This is a genomic window from Burkholderia pyrrocinia, from assembly GCF_022809715.1.
In the GTDB taxonomy this organism is placed as follows: Bacteria; Pseudomonadota; Gammaproteobacteria; order Burkholderiales; family Burkholderiaceae; genus Burkholderia; species Burkholderia pyrrocinia_C.
On the sequence record NZ_CP094459.1, the window covers coordinates 2,597,257 to 2,615,079 of the forward strand.

The 17,823-nt window shown below is 65.5% G+C and carries 16 protein-coding genes; 6 read left to right on the top strand and 10 right to left on the bottom strand.

The features are described 5' to 3' along the window. Positions 1-66: 66 nt before the first annotated feature. The 4 genes from MRS60_RS12065 to MRS60_RS12080 all read right to left on the bottom strand — a co-directional run bounded on the left by MRS60_RS12065 (position 67) and on the right by MRS60_RS12080 (position 5,319). Positions 67-1,086: an NAD(P)H-quinone oxidoreductase gene (locus MRS60_RS12065; RefSeq protein WP_105390972.1), complete on the bottom strand. Its 1,020-nt coding sequence runs from the start codon at positions 1,084-1,086 to the stop codon at positions 67-69. Between the two features lie 146 nt (positions 1,087-1,232). Continuing rightward, positions 1,233-3,380, bottom strand: a complete 2,148-nt coding sequence (gene pnp, locus MRS60_RS12070; protein WP_105390973.1) for a polyribonucleotide nucleotidyltransferase — start codon at positions 3,378-3,380, stop codon at positions 1,233-1,235. Positions 3,381-3,671: 291 nt separating this feature from the next. Then, positions 3,672-3,941, bottom strand: a complete 270-nt coding sequence (gene rpsO / locus MRS60_RS12075; protein ID WP_006398792.1) for a 30S ribosomal protein S15 — start codon at positions 3,939-3,941, stop codon at positions 3,672-3,674. Positions 3,942-4,059: 118 nt separating this feature from the next. Beyond that, on the bottom strand, positions 4,060-5,319 hold the full coding sequence (locus MRS60_RS12080; protein WP_243564746.1) for a branched-chain amino acid ABC transporter substrate-binding protein: 1,260 nt from the start codon (positions 5,317-5,319) through the stop codon (positions 4,060-4,062). Positions 5,320-5,488: 169 nt separating this feature from the next. On the opposite strand from MRS60_RS12080, the gene MRS60_RS12085 reads away from it, so the two are divergent. The 3 genes from MRS60_RS12085 (at position 5,489) to MRS60_RS12095 (ending at position 8,613) form a co-directional block, all read left to right on the top strand. Then, positions 5,489-6,001 (top strand): hypothetical protein, encoded by a 513-nt coding sequence (locus MRS60_RS12085; RefSeq protein WP_243564747.1) that lies wholly within the window; start codon positions 5,489-5,491, stop codon positions 5,999-6,001. A 382-nt stretch (positions 6,002-6,383) separates the two neighbouring features. After that, complete coding sequence (locus tag MRS60_RS12090; protein WP_034184880.1) at positions 6,384-7,025, top strand: carbonic anhydrase; 642 nt, start codon at positions 6,384-6,386, stop codon at positions 7,023-7,025. Between the two features lie 37 nt (positions 7,026-7,062). Continuing rightward, on the top strand, positions 7,063-8,613 hold the full coding sequence (locus MRS60_RS12095; protein WP_034184879.1) for a SulP family inorganic anion transporter: 1,551 nt from the start codon (positions 7,063-7,065) through the stop codon (positions 8,611-8,613). A 72-nt stretch (positions 8,614-8,685) separates the two neighbouring features. Here MRS60_RS12095 and MRS60_RS12100 read toward each other — a convergent pair whose 3' ends face one another. From MRS60_RS12100 to MRS60_RS12125, 6 genes are all read right to left on the bottom strand, one after another. Further along, positions 8,686-10,230, bottom strand: coding sequence for a 2-isopropylmalate synthase (locus tag MRS60_RS12100; protein ID WP_034184878.1), 1,545 nt, complete (start codon positions 10,228-10,230; stop codon positions 8,686-8,688). A gap of 313 nt (positions 10,231-10,543) precedes the next feature. After that, a complete protein-coding gene (gene pssA / locus MRS60_RS12105) occupies positions 10,544-11,416 on the bottom strand; it encodes a CDP-diacylglycerol--serine O-phosphatidyltransferase (protein ID WP_034184877.1) in 873 nt (290 codons plus the stop codon). Positions 11,417-11,431: 15 nt separating this feature from the next. Beyond that, entirely contained in the window at positions 11,432-12,076 is a 645-nt protein-coding gene (locus MRS60_RS12110) for a phosphatidylserine decarboxylase (RefSeq protein WP_034184876.1), read from the bottom strand. Positions 12,077-12,203: 127 nt separating this feature from the next. Then, on the bottom strand, positions 12,204-13,220 hold the full coding sequence (gene ilvC, locus MRS60_RS12115) for a ketol-acid reductoisomerase (protein ID WP_034184875.1): 1,017 nt from the start codon (positions 13,218-13,220) through the stop codon (positions 12,204-12,206). Between the two features lie 105 nt (positions 13,221-13,325). Continuing rightward, on the bottom strand, positions 13,326-13,817 hold the full coding sequence (ilvN, locus tag MRS60_RS12120) for an acetolactate synthase small subunit (protein ID WP_006750445.1): 492 nt from the start codon (positions 13,815-13,817) through the stop codon (positions 13,326-13,328). Positions 13,818-13,929: 112 nt separating this feature from the next. Continuing rightward, positions 13,930-15,693 (bottom strand): acetolactate synthase 3 catalytic subunit, encoded by a 1,764-nt coding sequence (locus tag MRS60_RS12125; protein WP_243564748.1) that lies wholly within the window; start codon positions 15,691-15,693, stop codon positions 13,930-13,932. 355 nt (positions 15,694-16,048) lie between these two features. Here MRS60_RS12125 and MRS60_RS12130 point away from each other — a divergent pair, with 355 nt between their 5' ends. From MRS60_RS12130 to MRS60_RS12140, 3 genes are read left to right on the top strand one after another with little or no spacing between them, the layout of a single operon-like run. Further along, positions 16,049-16,612, top strand: a complete 564-nt coding sequence (locus MRS60_RS12130; RefSeq protein WP_034184873.1) for an RNA polymerase sigma factor — start codon at positions 16,049-16,051, stop codon at positions 16,610-16,612. Continuing rightward, positions 16,609-17,034: a DUF3619 family protein gene (locus MRS60_RS12135; protein ID WP_243564749.1), complete on the top strand. Its 426-nt coding sequence runs from the start codon at positions 16,609-16,611 to the stop codon at positions 17,032-17,034. Before MRS60_RS12130 ends, MRS60_RS12135 begins: the two co-directional genes overlap by 4 nt. A gap of 26 nt (positions 17,035-17,060) precedes the next feature. Next, positions 17,061-17,819, top strand: a complete 759-nt coding sequence (locus MRS60_RS12140; protein ID WP_034184871.1) for a DUF3106 domain-containing protein — start codon at positions 17,061-17,063, stop codon at positions 17,817-17,819. Positions 17,820-17,823 lie beyond the last annotated feature (4 nt).

The following is a 17,823-nucleotide window of genomic DNA, read 5'->3' on the forward strand; positions in this document are numbered from 1 at the left end:
CGCGATTTTACTGCGCACGGCTTGAACCGGTCAAACCGCGCATGTCAAGGCCGGCCGCACGGGCCGTCAGGCGTTCGCACCCCAATCGAGCACGATCTTGCCGGTATGCTCGCTGCTTTCCATCAGCGCGTGCGCCTGCGCGGCTTCCGCGGCCGGCAGCACACGATAGATCACCGGCTTGATGCTGCCGTCGGCGATCAGCGGCCACACGCGCGCCTTCAGTTGCGCGGCGATGCGCGCCTTGAACTCGACCGGGCGCGGCCGCAGCGTGGAACCCGTGACCGTCAGCCTGCGCCGCAGGATCTCGCTCAGGTTGACGTCGGCCTTCGCGCCGCCGAGCAGCGCGATCAGCACGAGGCGGCCGCCGTCCGCGAGCGCGGACAGCTCGCGCGGCACGTACGAGCCCGCCACCATGTCAAGGATCACGTCGACGCCGCGATCGTGCGTCAGCGACTTCACGACCTCGACGAAGTCTTCGGTCTTGTAGTTGATTGCGCGCTCCGCGCCGAGCGCCTCGCACGCACGGCACTTGTCGGCGGTGCCGGCCGTCGCGAACACGCGAAAACCGAGCGCATGCGCGATCTGGATCGCCGTCACGCCGATGCCGCTCGAGCCGCCCTGCACGAGCAGCGTTTCCTGCTCGCCGCCCTCGCCCGCGCCGAGCTGCGCACGGTCGAACACGTTGCTCCACACGGTGAAAAACGTTTCTGGCAGCGACGCGGCCTCGATATCGGTGAGCCCGTCGGGCACCGGCAGGCATTGCGGCAGCGGTGCGACCGCATACTCGGCATAACCGCCGCCCGCGAGCAGCGCACACACGCGATCGCCGAGCTTCAGGCCGAACGGGTTCAGCGCGGCATCGGACAGGTCGCCGCCGACGATCTCGCCCGCGACCTCAAGGCCCGGCAGATCCGACGCGCCCGGCGGCGGCGCATAGGCGCCCTTGCGCTGGAATACGTCGGGCCGGTTCACGCCGGAAGCCGCCACCTTGATCAGCACCTCGCCGCGCTTCGGTTCGGGGCGCGGACGCTCCGCAAGCTTCAGCACGTCGGGGGCGCCGAATTCGGTGATTTCGATGGCTTTCATGGTGACGGTGGCTCCAGGATCGGAATCGGATGGCGCCCGTGCGCGCGGCACGGGCGCCTCGCCGGCGCTGCTGCGCCGCACAACGATGCTACAGAAAAAACGGCCGGCGCGCTTTCGCGCTGCCGGCCGTTGGTCCGCCTGCCCGCTTACTGCTGCGGCGGCGCGTCCGACTGCGACGCTGCCGCTGCTTCATTCAGCAGCGCCTTTGCCGACAGACGCACGCGACCCTTCTCGTCCGTCTGGATCACCTTGACCTTGACCTGCTGGCCTTCCTTCAGGTAGTCGTTGATGTCCTTCACACGCTCGTTGACGATTTCCGAGATGTGCAGCAGGCCGTCCTTGCCCGGCAGCAGGTTCACGATCGCGCCGAAATCGAGCAGCTTCAGCACCGTGCCTTCGTACACCTGGCCGACTTCGATCTCGGCCGTGATGTTCTCGATGCGCTTCTTCGCTTCGGCCATGCCGTCGCTGTTCGTGCTCGCGATCGTCACGACGCCGTCGTCCGAGATGTCGATGGTCGTGCCCGTTTCTTCCGTCAGCGCACGGATCACCGAACCGCCCTTGCCGATCACGTCGCGGATCTTTTCCGGGTTGATCTTGATCGTGATCATGCGCGGCGCGAATTCGGACAGCTGCGTGTTCGCACCCGAGACCGCCGACGTCATCTTGCCGAGGATGTGCATGCGGCCTTCCTTCGCCTGCGCGAGCGCGACCTGCATGATTTCCTTCGTGATGCCCTGGATCTTGATGTCCATCTGCAGCGCCGTCACGCCTTGCTCCGTGCCGGCCACCTTGAAGTCCATGTCGCCGAGGTGATCTTCGTCGCCGAGGATGTCGGTCAACACCGCGAACTTGTTGCCTTCGAGGATCAGGCCCATCGCGATGCCAGCAACGTGCGCCTTCATCGGCACGCCGGCGTCCATCAGCGCGAGGCAGCCGCCGCACACCGATGCCATCGACGACGAACCGTTCGACTCGGTGATTTCCGACACGACGCGGATCGAGTAGCCGAATTCGTCGGCGCTCGGCAGGCACTTGACCAGCGCACGCTTCGCGAGGCGGCCGTGACCGATTTCACGGCGCTTCGGCGAGCCGACGCGCCCCGTTTCGCCGGTCGCGAACGGAGGCATGTTGTAGTGGAGCATGAAGCGCTCGCGATACTCGCCTTCGAGCGCGTCGATGATCTGCTCGTCACCCTTCGTGCCGAGCGTCGCGACGACCAGCGCCTGCGTCTCGCCGCGCGTGAACAGCGCCGAGCCGTGGGTGCGCGGCAGCACGCCGGTGCGGATCTCGATCGGGCGCACGGTGCGCGTATCGCGGCCGTCGATGCGCGGCTCGCCGTTCAGGATCTGCGAACGGACGATCTTTGCCTCGATGTCGAACAGGACGTTGCCGACGGTGGCCTTGTCGGCAGCAACCGTGCCGGCCGCCAGCGCGTCTTCCTCGAGCTTCGCCGAAGTCGCCGAATAGACTTCCTTCAGCTTCGCCGAGCGAGCCTGCTTGTCGCGGAGCTGGTAAGCGGCGAGCAGGTCGTTCTGCGCCAGCTCGGTCACGCGTGCGATCAGCGCCTCGTTCTTCGGCGCCGGCTGCCAGTCCCACTCGGGCTTGCCGCCTTCGCGCACCAGTTCGTGGATCGCGTCGATCGCCACTTGCATCTGCTCGTGGCCGAACACCACGGCGCCCAGCATCACGTCTTCCGACAGCTGGTCGGCTTCCGATTCGACCATCAGCACCGCGCGTTCCGTACCCGCGACGACGAGGTCGAGGCTCGACGCCTTGATCTGGTCACGCGTCGGATTCAGCACGTAGGCGTTGTCGATGTACGCGACGCGCGCGGCACCGACCGGGCCGTTGAACGGCAGGCCCGACACGGCGAGCGCAGCCGATGCGCCGATCAGCGCGGGGATGTCCGCCGGGATTTCCGGGTTCACGGACAGCACGTGGATCACGACCTGGACTTCGTTGTAGAAGCCTTCCGGGAACAGCGGGCGCAGCGGACGGTCGATCAGGCGCGACGTCAGCGTCTCGTGCTCCGACGGACGGCCTTCGCGGCGGAAGAAGCCGCCCGGGATCTTGCCGGCCGAGTAGGTCTTTTCGAGGTAGTCGACGGTCAGCGGGAAGAAATCCTGACCCGGCTTCGCCGACTTCGCGCCGACGACGGTTGCCAGCACGACGGTGTCTTCGACGTCGACGATCACGGCGCCGCTTGCCTGGCGAGCGACTTCACCGGTTTCGAGGCGCACCTTGTGCTGGCCCCACTGGAATTCCTTCACGACCTTGTTGAACATGGACATGGTTGCTCCTTTGAATTCATGCATTTCATTCGCCGCACGGGCCATCCCGCACGGCGGCGTCCCGACCGAATCACCCGGAGCAAGGTGTGTTTTTTATGCCATTCCAGCGCGGCGCTCGGGCAGCGACGCGCTGGAATGACACAAATCCCGACCCCGGTATCAGCCGTTCCGGCAATCCGGCACCAACGTGCAGGACAGCCTGCGGTGCGTGTGACGCTACGCACCGCGCAAAAACAAAATGCCTGTATCAGCGGACTGACACAGGCATCTTGCTGGCGGCAATCGCCTCGATTACTTACGCAGACCCAGCTTCTCGATCAGTGCGCGGTAACGGTCGGCATCCTTGCCCTTGAGGTAGTCGAGCAGCTTGCGGCGGCGGCTAACCATGCGCAGCAGGCCGCGGCGGCTGTGGTGATCCTTCGCGTGGGTCTTGAAGTGACCCGTCAGTTCGACGATACGTGCGGTCAGCAGTGCGACCTGGACTTCGGGCGACCCCGTGTCGTTGGTACCGCGGGCGAACTGAGCAACGACTTCCGACTTCTTGATATCTGCAACAGACATGTGATTTCCTTAGTTTCCTACTTACTAACTGAACAGGCGGACACGGAAGAATGGCCGTGCCGTGACTTACAACCGGCGGGCATTGTAACACAACTCCACACCGTTCCTACCGCCCCTGTCACGGGCGCGTCATCGAACAGGCAGACGGATTTTCCGTGCGCTGCGCCGGCACCGCGAGCACCGTCCGGAAACCGTAGCCCGAACCCTCGTTGTCGAAGCGCACGCCCGGCTTGCCGGCCTTGTCCATCTCCATCACGTAAAGGGGCTGGATCAACTGGTGATCCTGCGCGCGCATCCGCGACGCGTGGAAGCCGTCGTCGAACGACAAGCCCTCGAGCGCACGCGCGACCGCGACGGGGTCGGCCGACCCCGCGCGGTTCATCGCGGCGGCCAGCATCTCGATCATCACGCTCATTCGCCGCACCGGATAGTCGTCCTGCGCGGCCGGAAAACGGGCCCGGAACGCGCGGTAGAACGCGTCGGATTTCGCGCCGCCCGCGTTCGGGTGCCAGTCCGCCACGGCGACGACCCGCCCGACGCCCGCATCGCCGAGCGCGGCCGGCGCGCCGAGGCTGTTGCCGTAGAACGTATAGAACTTCGCATTCAGCCCCTGCTCACGCGCCGCCTTCACGAGCAGCGTGAGGTCGTTGCCCCAGTTGCCGGTCACGACGGCGTCCGCGCCGCTCGTACGGATTTTTGCGATATACGGCGAGAAATCCTTGATCCGGCCGATCGGGTGGAATTCGTCGCCGGCGATCGTCACGTCCGGGCGCCGCGCGGCCAGCGCCTGCCGCGCGAGCGTGCTGACGTCGCGGCCGAAACTGTAGTCCTGGTTCAGCAGATAGACCTTGCGCAGCGCGCGGTCGTGCGCCATCACGTCCGCGAGCGCGGCCATCCGCATCCCCGCGTGCGCGTCGAAGCGGAAATGCCAGAAACTGCAGCGCGCGCCGGTCAGTGCCGGATCGTCGGCCGAATAGTTGAGGAACAGCATCCGGTTATCCGGGTCGCGTGCGTTCAGCTTGTCGAGCGCCGCGACGAGCGCGGCCGCGACGGCCGAACTGTTGCCCTGCGCGACGAAACCGATATGCCGGTCCGCAGCCGCGCGCAACTGCACGAGCGCCTCCTCCGGGCTGCCCTTGCTGTCGAGCACGACGAGCTCGAGCGGATGCGCGCCGTCGCGCAGCTTCACGCCGCCCGACGCGTTGACCTGCTCGACGCCGAAGCGCAGGTTGCGCTCGACCGCCGCACCGGCGTTCGCGAACGGGCCCGACATCCCTTCGATCAGCGCGATCCGCACCGGCTCGCCGCCGGCAAACGCGGACGACACCAGCATCCACCCCGCGCTCAACGCGAACGCGCACCGTTTCCACCCCTGCATCGGCTACCTGCCCTTCGATCTGCCCGAGAAGCGCGGATCATAGGCCGGCGCCCCTGCCGGCCGCAAGCGCGACAGCGCCGGCGATCCGTACCGATTTTTTCGATGCGATGTGCCGTCGCGCGCCGTCCGTGATAAAACGGATCCTGTTTCCGTATTCTGGAGAATCCCCATGCGCATACGCATTCCCGCGCGCCTGCCGGCGCTGCTCGCCTGTGCCGCCGCGCTGCTGGCCGGTTGCGCACAACCGTGGCAGCAATACCAGGCGGGCCAGGACGAGTCGGCGATCGTCGCGCGCATGGGCCCGCCGCGCGAGATCTACGACCTGCCCGGCGGCGGCAAGCGGCTGATGTGGCCGACCCAGCCGATGGGCGAGGTCACGGTCGCGGCCGACGTCGACGCGGCCCACAAGATCGTCAACGTACGCCAGGTGCTGCAGCCGAGCGAGTTCTATCGTGCGGAGATCGGCAAGTGGACGAAGACCGATGTCCTCGTCAATTTCGGACGCCCCGTCGAGACGTCCTACTTCCCGCTGATGAAGCGCGAGGTATGGACGTACCGGTATCTCGAGGACAACGTCTGGTACATGATGTACAGCTTCTACTTCGATCCGCAGGGCATCCTGCGCATCACGCAGAAAACGCCGGACCCGCTGCACGACCCCGATCGCCGCAACCTGTTCTGACCGATTACGCATTTACGCGCAATTTTCACAATGGCCATTCACGAATTATTGCGCGAATGGCCACTCCTTTTTTCCGCTATCCAATTAATCCAGGAAATCCGACGGAAATCTTTTCCGATCGATGACATTCCAATGGCAACACGCTGAAATCCCCGTCACGCGGGCCTTTTCGCGAAAACAGGCATGCGCAACGCATGTCATGCGTTGGGTTGGTGCACGCAATGCACTACACCAATCCAATTTGAAACAATTTGTTTCAATGCCCCCGGAATGCTAGGGCATACCCCTAATATCAGTCGAAATTCGAACCTTTCAATCCAGAAAGAATCCTATTACGCCATTTCGGCCGATATTTATTTGCCTTTGTCATAAAGGAGTCCTCATGAATCGCCCCAAGAGCATGCTGGTTGCCAACATCGCCTGGGCCCGCGAGACGCGCGAACACACGCCGGGCTTTTTCGACGCGCTCGCGCGCGGCCAGAATCCGCGCGTGCTGTGGATCGGCTGCTCGGACAGCCGCGTGCCCGCCGAAACCATCACGCACTGCGCACCCGGCGAGTTGTTCGTCCATCGCAACATCGCGAACCTGTTCCATCCCGACGACGATAATTCCGCCAGCGTGCTCGAGTACGCGGTGCGCGTGCTGCAGGTCGACCACGTGATCGTGTGCGGGCACTACGGGTGCGGCGGCGTGCGCGCGTCGTTGCTGCCGCCGCCGTCCGAGCTGCCGCACGTCGCGCGCCGCATCGCACCGCTCTGCGCGCTCGCACGGCGCCATCGCGACACGCTCGACGGGCTCGACGACACGGCCGCCGCCGACCGCCTCGCCGAGCTGAACGTGCTCGAACAGGTACGGTTGCTGCGCGCGTCGCCGATCGTGCGCGGCCGGGAACGACCGCCGCTCGTGCACGGCTGGATCTTTTCGCTCGCCGACGGTCGCCTGCAGGAACTCGATTCCGGCTACGCGACGCCGCCTGCCAATGTCGAGCCCGTGCAGGCCGCTGCGGCCGCCGCGCTCGGCTGATTCCCCCGCCCCCTACGCCAATGAAATCGCCCCAATCATGAAACTGAACGAGCGCCTGTCCACCCTGCCGCGCGACGTCGTCGCCGGCATCGTCGTTTTCCTCGTCGCGCTGCCGCTCTGTCTCGGCATCGCCAATGCGTCCGGCGTCGAGCCATTCGCCGGGCTCGTGTCCGGCATCGTCGGCGGCATCGTCGTCGCGCTGCTGAGCGGCTCGTCGTTGTCCGTCAGCGGGCCGGCCGCCGGCCTCGTCGTGATCGTCGTCGAAGGGATCGCGCAACTCGGCAGCTTCTCCGCATTCCTGCTCGCGGTGCTGCTGTCCGGCGTACTGCAGTTCGGGTTCGGCATGCTGCGCGCCGGCCGCTTCGCCGCCTACGTGCCGTCGCCCGTCATCAAGGGCATGCTTGCCGCAATCGGCCTGCTGCTGATCGTGAAGCAGATTCCGTTCGCATTCGGCATCGGCGGCTCGGGCGCGCAATCGTTTGCGAACTGGCCGGGCCTGCCGGTCGCGTGGGCTGCCACGGCCATCGCGCTCGCATCGCTCGCGCTGCTGGTCGCGTGGGACACGCCCGCGCTGCGCCGCTTCGCGCTGGTGCGTTCGGTGCCCGCACCGCTCGCGGTCGTCGTGCTGGGCATCGGCGCGACGCTCGTGTTGGGCTTCGTCGCGCCGTCGGTCGCGCCGGGCGCCGCCCATCGCGTGACGCTGCCCGAGCTCGGATCGTTCGCGGCTTTCGCGGCATCGCTCAAGCACGCGGAGCTCGGCCCGAATTTCGCGCAGCTCGTCAATCCTGACGTGTGGCGCGTCGCGATCACGCTCGCGGTCGTCGCGAGCCTCGAGACGCTGCTGAGCCTCGAAGCGGTCGAGCAGATCGACCCGAAGCGCCGGCCGACCCAGCCCGACCGCGAACTGAAGGCCCAGGGCGTCGGCAATCTCGTCGCGGGCGCGTTCGGCGGCCTGCCGATCACGTCGGTGATCGTGCGCAGTTCGGTCAACGTCAATGCAGGCGCGCAAAGCCGGATGTCGGCAATCGTCCACGGGATGCTGCTGCTCGCGAGCGTGTTTGCGCTCACCGGCCTGATCAACCTGATCCCGCTCGCGAGCCTCGCCGCGATCCTGATCCACACGGGCTTCAAGCTCGCGAAACCGGCGCTGTTCCGCTCGGTGATGAAGCAGGGGCCGGCCGCGTTCGTGCCGTTCGCCGCGACGATCGCCGGTGTGCTCGCGGTCGACCTGCTGTTCGGCATCGCGCTCGGCCTCGCATGCAGTGTGCTGGCGGTCGCCGTCGCGAACCTGAAGAGCCCCGTCACGCTCGCGCAGCACGACGATCACTACCTGCTGTCGTTCCGCAAGGACGTGTCGTTTCTCGGCAAGGTGCAGGTCAAGCACCACCTGCGGCACATTCCGGACCGGGCGGCGGTCATCATCGACGCAACGCGCGCCGACTACATCGATCACGACGTGCTCGAACTGCTCGACGCGTTCGTCGCCGATGCGCCGCGGCGCGGGATCGCGGTCGAGTTCCGCCGACGCAGCCCGGCGCCCCGCCCGGCCGCGCGCCGCTGGCTGTTCCGCGCACCGGCCGCCGAATAAGCGGCAGATGCAAAAACGCCCCGGCGGCGCAGGGCCGCACGGGGCGTTTCGGTGATGCGCAGCGCGCGGCGCTTACGAGCGCTGCGGGTTGAGCTTGTCGTCCTTCGAATGCAGCTTGTTCAGTGCGGAGATGTACGCCTTGGCGGACGCGGCGACGATGTCCGGATCGGTGCCGACGCCGTTGACGATCCGCCCGCTCTTCGAGAGCCGGACGGTCACTTCGCCCTGCGCCTGCGTGCCGGTCGTGATTGCGTTCACCGAGTACAGCAGCAGTTCGGAACCGCTGCCGACTTCGCCTTCGATCGCGTTGAACGTCGCGTCGACCGGACCGTTGCCGCGCGCCTCGCCGGTCACTTCCTTGCCTTCGACCGCGAACACGATCTTCGCCTGCGGCTGCTCGCCGGTTTCCGAACGCTGCGACAACGACACGAACTTGAAGTGTTCCTGCTCGTGCGCGAATGCCGATTCCTCGGACACGATCGCAATGATGTCCTCGTCGAAGATCTCGGCCTTGCGGTCGGCCAGATCCTTGAAACGCATGAACGCGGCGTTCAGTTCCGCTTCGCTGTCGAGCGACACGCCGAGCTCCTGCAGGCGCTGCTTGAATGCGTTGCGGCCCGACAGCTTGCCGAGCACGATCTTGTTCGCGGACCAGCCCACGTCTTCCGCGCGCATGATCTCGTAGGTGTCGCGCGCCTTCAGCACGCCGTCCTGGTGGATGCCCGACGCGTGCGCGAACGCGTTCGCGCCGACCACCGCCTTGTTCGGCTGCACGACGAAACCGGTGATCTGCGACACGAGCTTCGACGTCGGCACGATCTGCGTGGTGTCGATGCCGACGTCGAGGCCGAAGTAATCCTTGCGCGTCTTCACGGCCATCACGATCTCTTCGAGCGACGTGTTGCCCGCACGCTCGCCGAGACCGTTGATCGTGCACTCGACCTGACGCGCACCGCCGATCTTCACGCCCGCCAGCGAGTTCGCGACGGCCATCCCGAGGTCGTTATGGCAGTGCACCGAGAAAATCGCCTTGTCCGAGTTCGGGATGCGCTCGCGCAGCGTCTTCACGAGGTTGCCGTAGAGCTCCGGCACACCGTAGCCGACCGTGTCGGCGATATTGATCGTCGTCGCGCCTTCGGCGATCACGGCTTCCAGCACGCGGCACAGGAAATCCAGGTCGGAGCGGCTGCCGTCTTCCGGCGAGAATTCGATGTTGTCGGTGAACTTGCGTGCGAAACGCACCGCGAGGCGTGCCTGCTCGAACACCTGGTCGGGCGTCATCCGCAGTTTCTTCTCCATGTGCAGCGGCGACGTCGCGATGAACGTGTGGATCCGGAAGCTGTTGGCCGGCTTCAGCGCATCGGCCGCGCGCTGGATGTCCTTGTCGTTGGCCCGCGCCAGCGAACAGATCGTGCTGTCCTTCACGAGACCGGCGATCGTGTGGATCGCGTCGAAATCGCCGTTCGAGCTGGCCGCGAAGCCGGCCTCGATCACGTCGACCTTCATCCGCTCGAGGTTCTTCGCGATGCGGATTTTCTCTTCCTTCGTCATCGACGCGCCGGGCGATTGCTCGCCGTCACGCAACGTCGTATCGAAAATGATCAGCTTGTCTGTCATGGGGGGCTCCAGGGCTTTTTATACGGAAGTCAAACGTAATGAGATCGCGCCACCGCTGGCGACGCTCAACAACAGACGAGGCTTGACGGAGGGCGAGAACGGTCAGCGCGGCAGGCGCGCCAAAGCTAGCGCGCGTAGCGGCGCACCGGCTAGAAGGAGGGAGAGGCGGGAAAATGCAGTCATGCCGAAGACTATAGCGACATTCCGTTGGGCGCGCAATCGGACGACACCCCGGGAGTCCGGCGGTCCGGCTTGAAAAAGGGGCAAATGAAAACGGCGGCCTCGCGGCCGCCGTTTTCGGGCAGATCGCGCGTCAGTGATCGCGCTGCGACGAGCGCGCCGGATTCGCGCGCCCGCGGATCGCCATGTAGGCCCAGAACACGTAGCCGGACAACCCGTACAGCACGAACAGGCAGAACAGCATCAGCGGCGGGTCGGACGACACGAGCACGAACGCGACGACGACGAGCAGGATCGCCGCGAACGGCACGCGGTGCCGCACGTCGAGCGCCTTGCCGCTGTAGAACGGCGCGTTCGACACCATCGTCACGCCCGCGTAGATCGTCAGCACGAACGCGACCCACGGCAGCCAGCCGAGCTTCATCGGCACGCGGTTGTCGGTCGCGAGCCACACGAAGCCCGCGATCAGCGCGGCGGCGGCCGGGCTCGGCAACCCCTGGAAGAATCGTTTGTCGACGACGCCGATGTTCGTATTGAAGCGGGCAAGGCGCAGCGCGGCGCCCGAGCAGTAGACGAACGCGGCGAGCCAGCCCCAGCGGCCCAGATCCTTCAGCACCCACTCGTACATCACGAGCGCGGGCGCGACGCCGAACGACACCATGTCCGACAGGCTGTCGAACTGCTCGCCGAACGCGCTCTGCGTATGCGTCATGCGCGCGACGCGCCCGTCCATCCCGTCAAGCACCATCGCGACGAAAATCGCGATCGCGGCGATCTCGAAACGCACGTTCATCGCCTGCACGACCGCGAAGAAACCGCAGAACAGCGCGGCGGTCGTGAACGCGTTCGGCAGCAGGTAGATGCCGCGCGTCTTCAGGAACCGCTGGCGCGAAGCGCGGCGGCTCTCGATGGGCACCGGATCGGGCGCCATCCCCTTGTTGCGGCGGAACGGGCGTGGCGTCTGGCTGGTGCCGTTGCGCGACCGGCGCGGTTTGAATGCGGCCATCGTGCGCCCCGCCGCTTACTGTTCGAGCTCGGCGAGGATCGTCGACGACGCGTAGACCTTCTCGCCGATCGACACCTTCGCGCGGCTCCCGATCGGCAGGTACACGTCGACGCGCGAACCGAAGCGGATGAAACCGTAGCGCTGGCCGCGCGACAGCGGTTCGCCGGCACGCACGTAGCAGAGAATCCGGCGGGCGACGAGGCCCGCGATCTGCACGGCGGTGACGGTCTTGCCGCTCGCCGTCTGGATCACGACCGCGTTGCGCTCGTTTTCGGTCGATGCCTTGTCGATCGCCGCGTTCAGGAACGCACCCGGGAAGTACTCGACCTTGGTGATCGCGCCATCGACCGGCGAACGCTGCGAATGGACATTGAAGACATTCATGAACACGCTGATCTTCAGCGCTTCGCGGTTCGCGTACGGATCCTGCGAGGTCTCGACCGCGACGATGCGGCCGTCCGCCGGGCACAGCACCGCGTTCGGCTGCGCCGGGATCGGGCGCTGCGGATCGCGGAAGAACTGGACGACGAAGGCGAGCAGCAGCCAGAACGGCCACGCGAAGCCGAAGCCCCCGACGGCATGGATCAACAGCGCGATGACGGCAGCAATCGCGATGAACGGCCAGCCTTCGCGCGCGATGATCGGATGAGGATAGTTCATGGATTCGTTCTGTGTTCGGTGAATTGCAAAGCCCGTAGCATAACAAAAGCCGCCCGGGGCACTGCTGCCTTCGGACGGCTTTTTGATGCCGACCCTCCACTCGAAGGGCCGGAACAGCACGCGGTGCTTAGTTCTTCGACTGGTCGACGAGCTTGTTCTTCGCGATCCACGGCATCATCGCGCGCAGCTTCGCGCCGACCTGCTCGATCTGGTGCTCGGCCGTCAGGCGGCGGCGCGACTGCAGCGTCGGAGCGCCTGCCTTGTTCTCGAGAATGAAGCTCTTTGCGTACTCGCCCGTCTGGATGTCGGTCAGGCACTGCTTCATCGCCTTCTTCGTCTCTTCCGTGACGACGCGCGGGCCCGTCACGTACTCGCCGTACTCGGCGTTGTTCGAGATCGAGTAGTTCATGTTCGCGATGCCGCCTTCGTAGATCAGGTCGACGATCAGCTTCAGTTCGTGCAGGCACTCGAAGTACGCCATTTCCGGCGCGTAGCCTGCTTCGACCAGCGTCTCGAAGCCGGCCTTGATCAGCTCGACGGTACCGCCGCACAGCACGGCCTGCTCGCCGAACAGGTCGGTTTCGGTTTCTTCACGGAAGTTCGTCTCGATGATGCCCGCACGGCCGCCGCCGTTCGCTGCCGCGTACGACAGCGCGATGTCGCGTGCCGCGCCCGACTTGTTCTGCGCAACCGCGATCAGGTGCGGCACGCCGCCACCTTGCGAGTACGTGCCGCGCACGGTGTGGCCCGGTGCCTTCGGCGCGATCATGATCACGTCGAGGTCGGCGCGCGGGATCACCTGGCCGTAGTGGACGTTGAAGCCGTGTGCGAACGCGAGCGCCGCGCCCTGCTTGATGTTCGCGTGCACTTCCTTCGCGTACACGTCGGCGATCTGCTCGTCCGGCAGCAGCATCATCACGACGTCCGCGCCCTTCACCGCTTCCGCGACTTCCTTGACCGACAGGCCGGCGTTTTCGGCCTTGCTCCACGACGCGCCGCCCTTGCGCAGGCCGACCGTCACGTTCACGCCGCTTTCCTTCAGGTTCAGCGCGTGTGCATGGCCTTGCGAGCCGTAGCCGATGATCGTGACTTGCTTGCCCTTGATGAGGGAGAGGTCGGCGTCTTTGTCGTAGAAAACGTTCATGATGGGTTCCTTCGCTAATTCAAAAATTCAACAATTCGTTCGGATGGAGTACTGCGAGCCGGGACATGACGGCGCACCCGGCGTGCCTCTTCGGCAATTTCGGCATCAAACCTTCAGGATGCGCTCGCCGCGTCCGATGCCGGAGCTGCCGGTGCGCACGGTCTCGAGGATCGCGCTCGCGTCCAGCCCCTGGATGAATGCGTCGAGCTTGTCGCTCGCGCCCGTCAATTCGATCGTGTAGGTCTTTTCGGTCACGTCGATGATGCGGCCGCGGAAAATGTCCGACATCCGCTTCATTTCTTCGCGCTCCTTGCCCACTGCACGTACCTTGATCAGCATCAGCTCGCGTTCGATGTGTGCACCGTCGGTCAGGTCCACCACTTTCACCACCTCGATCAGGCGGTTCAGATGCTTCGTGATCTGTTCGATCACGTCGTCGGAGCCAATGGAAACGATGGTGAGCCGCGACAGCGATTGGTCTTCGGTCGGCGCCACCGTCAAGGTTTCGATGTTGTAGCCGCGTGCGGAAAACAGACCGACCACGCGCGACAGCGCGCCCGGTTCGTTCTCCAGCAGGACGGAAATGATGTGTCTCATGTTCGCTTCTTCCAGAATGTGTCCGTGTCGATTCACTCGCGCCGCGCGCCGCCGCGTGCCGCACCGCCCTTCGTGAAGGCGGCCGCATCGGGCTCAAGCGCGCGTCGCGCCGTTACAGATCTTCCGATCCAAGCAGCATCTCGGTGATGCCCTTGCCGGCCTGTACCATCGGCCAGACGTTTTCGGTCGGATCGGTCTGGAAGTCGAGAAACACGGTGCGATCCTTCAGGCGCAGCGCTTCCTTCAGCGCCGGCTCCACATCCGAGGTCTTTTCGATCCGCATGCCGACATGGCCGTACGCTTCGGCGAGCTTCACGAAATCGGGCAGCGCATCCATGTACGAATGCGAATAGCGCTTGCTGTATTCGATCTGCTGCCACTGGCGAACCATGCCGAGGTAGCGGTTGTTCAGCGAAATGATCTTCACGGGCGTGTCGTACTGCAGGCAGGTCGACAGTTCCTGGATGCACATCTGGATCGAGCCTTCGCCCGTGATGCACAGCACGTCGTCGTCCGGGTGCGCCATCTTGACGCCCATCGCCGCCGGCAGGCCGAAGCCCATCGTGCCGAGGCCGCCGGAGTTGATCCAGCGACGCGGCTTGTTGAAGCGGTAGAACTGCGCGGCCCACATCTGGTGCTGGCCGACGTCCGAGCACACGAACGCATTGCCGTCCGTCAGCTCCCACGCCTTCTCGACCACGTACTGCGGCTTGATGATCTCGCTTTCGCGGTCGAACTTCAGGCAGTCCTTCGAGCGCCAGCCCTCGATGTCCCTCCACCATTGCGCGAGCGCCTCGGTGTCGGGGCCATGCTCGGCCGTCTGCAGTTGCTCGATCAGCTCCTTCAGCACTTCCTTCACGTCGCCGACGATCGGGATATCGACCTTCACGCGCTTCGAGATCGACGACGGGTCGATGTCGATGTGGATGATCTTGCGCGGACGCGACGCGAAGTGCGCCGGATCGCCGATCACGCGGTCGTCGAAGCGGGCACCGATCGCGATCAGCACGTCGCAGTGCTGCATCGCCATGTTCGCTTCGTAGGTGCCGTGCATGCCGAGCATGCCGAGGAATTTCTTGTCCGACGCGCGATAGCCGCCGAGGCCCATCAGCGTGTTCGTGACCGGGTAGCCGAGCAGGTCCGCGAACTGGTTCAGTTCGCGCGACGCGTCGGCGAGGATGATGCCGCCACCCGTATAGATGTAGGGACGCTTCGCCGTCAGCAGCAGCGACACGGCCTTGCGGATCTGGCCCGAATGGCCTTTCGTGACGGGGTTGTACGAACGCAGCGACACGCTCTTGACGGGCTCGTACTGGCACGGCGTCTTCGAGATGTCCTTCGGGATGTCGATCAGCACCGGGCCCGGACGGCCCGTGCGGGCGATATAGAACGCCTTCTTGACGGTTTCCGCGAGGTCGCGCACGTCCTTCACGAGGAAGTTGTGCTTCACGCACGGACGCGTGATGCCGACGGTGTCGCACTCCTGGAATGCGTCCTGGCCGATCGCGGCAGTCGGCACCTGGCCGCTGATCACGACCATCGGGATCGAATCCATGTATGCCGTCGCGATGCCGGTCACCGCGTTGGTGACGCCGGGGCCCGACGTCACGAGGCAGACGCCGACGTTGCCGGTGGAACGCGCATACGCATCGGCTGCGTGCACGGCCGCCTGTTCGTGGCGCACCAGCACGTGCTGAATCTTGTCCTGCTTGTAAAGCTCGTCGTAGATATAGAGAACCGAGCCGCCGGGGTAGCCCCAGATGAATTCGACGTTCTCGTCGGCCAGTGCCTTCATGAGCACGGTGGCGCCGATGGAGTCGCTATCGGGAGGGGAAAGGGGTTCCGACGTGGAGAATTCCGCGCTGGGCATGTTCATTTTGACCTTTCGAATTTTCGGCAAAAAATTGATCGGGTGCTCTCTGCCGGGCTTGTGGCTCGGGTTCAAGCGGCGCGTCCAGTTTGAAGGGCGGGCTTCTTGGGCCAGCCTCAAATGAGACCATCACTTCATGTTGCGAATCGTTGACGATAGCGGGTCGTGATTGGGTCGTCAAGCAAAATATCCCGCACCGCATCATGCGCGCCGCCCGGCACCCCGCCGCCGCGGCTCGCGCGCAACGCGCGGCGCCCAATCCGGTGCCAAGCGGCGCGAAAATTTGTTAGCATCCGCGGGTTTTACGAAATTTTTCGACCTTTTACACCACGCAGCGGTCCGCAGCGCATACCTTCACGGAATGGCATCAGACAAGGAACTCGCCGACTTTCTGGCGGGCGTCGAAAGGCGCGCGTTCAAGCAGGCTGCGTACGCGGTGCGTGACGACGATGCGTCGCTCGACATCGTGCAGGACGCGATGATCAAGCTGGCCGAAAAATACGGCGACCGGCCGGCGGCCGAACTGCCGCTGCTTTTTCAGCGGATCCTGCAGAACGCGATCCACGACTGGTTCCGCCGGCAGAAGGTCCGCAACACCTGGGTCACGCTCTTCTCGTCGCTGAACAACACCGACGACGAAGACTTCGACCCGCTCGAAACGCTCGAATCCGCGGACAATAACGCGGGCGTCGAGAGCAGCGAGCACCGCCTCGAAAGAGAGCAGGTTCTGGCCCTGATCGACGAAGAAATCCAGAAACTTCCGGCGCGTCAACGGGAAGCGTTCCTGATGCGTTATTGGGAAGATATGGATGTCGCCGAGACTGCCGCCGCAATGGGGTGCTCCGAAGGCAGCGTCAAGACGCACTGCTCACGAGCCACCCACACCCTGGCGCAAGCGCTCAAGGCCAAAGGAATCACGCTATGAGCTCCGCTCCCGCAAACCGAGAACACGAATTCGCGCTGAAGGTGCGCCGCGCGCTGGACGAGCGCGCGGCCGCACTGCCTGCCGCGACCACCGATCGGCTGGCCGTCGCCCGCCGGGCTGCGCTCGCGCGCAAGAAGCCCGAGCCCGCGACCGCGCCGGTGTTCGTGCCGGCCTTCGCCGGCGCAGCCGGAGCCTACGGCACGGCGCCCACGAGCCGCCCGCAGACGTCGTTTGCGCGCCGCCTGCTGCGCGCGTGGCCGCTCGCGCTGCTGCTCGCGGGGCTCATCGGCATCGCCTACTGGGAAGACATGCAGCGCACCGCCGAACTCGCCGACATCGACGCGGCGATGCTCAGCGACGACCTGCCGCTCAACGCGTATCTCGATCACGGGTTCAACGCGTATCTTTCGCACGCTCACTAACAGACAATAACGAGGGGATCGCACGGGTGAGTCAGAAGCGCGGCCTGGCCGTATTTTTCGGATGCGTGATCGCGATCGCCGTTTCCTACGTCGCCACGTATTCGCGATTCCACCCGCCCCCCGCGACGACTACCGTCGCGGCCGCCAGCCCTGCCGCGCCCGCATCGGCCGCCGGGCTGACCGCCGACCTCCCGCCGCTGCCACTACCGCTGCCGGCCGCCACCGGCCCGCTGTCATGGGCGCGCCTCACGCCGGCGCAGCACGCGGCACTCGCGCCGTTCGCCGACCAGTGGGATGGCTTCAGCGACGCCCGCAAGCGCAAATGGCTGAAGATCGCATCACGTTTCGCGAAGTTGACGCCCGATGATCAAAAGCGCCTGCAGGACCGGATGTCCGAATGGGCGCGGATGACGCCCGAGCAGCGCCGCGTCGCGCGCGAAAACTACCAGAGCGCGAAGGAGCTTTCCGCGCAGGCGCGCGAGCGCGCGTGGAAGGCCTACCAGCAACTCCCCGAGGAGCAGAAGGAACGTCTCGCGGCCGCCGAGCGCCGCCGCCGGCCGAGCGTCGTCAGCGCGCCGCCGACCGTCGCCGACCGTGACGTCCGCCGCCTCGTCAATTCGCACGAGCACCCAGCAAGCGGGGCAGCCCCCGCACCGGCGCCCGCGTCGGCCAGCGCCTCCGTGCCGCCGGTGCCCGCGTCGTCGACGGCCGGCGCCGCGTCGGTGCCCGCTGCGGCGGCACCGGTGTCGCCCGCCGACGCGCCTTCGCTGTTCAAGGGCTCCTGAGCGG

Coding starts and splice junctions, on each gene's coding strand:
- MRS60_RS12110 (WP_034184876.1), bottom strand. CDS start 12,076: ATGAACTATCCTCATCCGATCATCGCGCGCGAAGGCTGGCCGTTCATC.
- pssA (WP_034184877.1), bottom strand. CDS start 11,416: ATGGCCGCATTCAAACCGCGCCGGTCGCGCAACGGCACCAGCCAGACG.
- pnp (WP_105390973.1), bottom strand. CDS start 3,380: ATGTCCATGTTCAACAAGGTCGTGAAGGAATTCCAGTGGGGCCAGCAC.
- MRS60_RS12100 (WP_034184878.1), bottom strand. CDS start 10,230: ATGACAGACAAGCTGATCATTTTCGATACGACGTTGCGTGACGGCGAG.
- rpsO (WP_006398792.1), bottom strand. CDS start 3,941: ATGTCTGTTGCAGATATCAAGAAGTCGGAAGTCGTTGCTCAGTTCGCC.
- MRS60_RS12125 (WP_243564748.1), bottom strand. CDS start 15,693: ATGAACATGCCCAGCGCGGAATTCTCCACGTCGGAACCCCTTTCCCCT.
- ilvC (WP_034184875.1), bottom strand. CDS start 13,220: ATGAACGTTTTCTACGACAAAGACGCCGACCTCTCCCTCATCAAGGGC.
- MRS60_RS12080 (WP_243564746.1), bottom strand. CDS start 5,319: ATGCAGGGGTGGAAACGGTGCGCGTTCGCGTTGAGCGCGGGGTGGATG.
- MRS60_RS12135 (WP_243564749.1), top strand. CDS start 16,609: ATGAGCTCCGCTCCCGCAAACCGAGAACACGAATTCGCGCTGAAGGTG.
- MRS60_RS12095 (WP_034184879.1), top strand. CDS start 7,063: ATGAAACTGAACGAGCGCCTGTCCACCCTGCCGCGCGACGTCGTCGCC.
- MRS60_RS12085 (WP_243564747.1), top strand. CDS start 5,489: ATGCGCATACGCATTCCCGCGCGCCTGCCGGCGCTGCTCGCCTGTGCC.
- ilvN (WP_006750445.1), bottom strand. CDS start 13,817: ATGAGACACATCATTTCCGTCCTGCTGGAGAACGAACCGGGCGCGCTG.
- MRS60_RS12130 (WP_034184873.1), top strand. CDS start 16,049: ATGGCATCAGACAAGGAACTCGCCGACTTTCTGGCGGGCGTCGAAAGG.
- MRS60_RS12065 (WP_105390972.1), bottom strand. CDS start 1,086: ATGAAAGCCATCGAAATCACCGAATTCGGCGCCCCCGACGTGCTGAAG.
- MRS60_RS12090 (WP_034184880.1), top strand. CDS start 6,384: ATGAATCGCCCCAAGAGCATGCTGGTTGCCAACATCGCCTGGGCCCGC.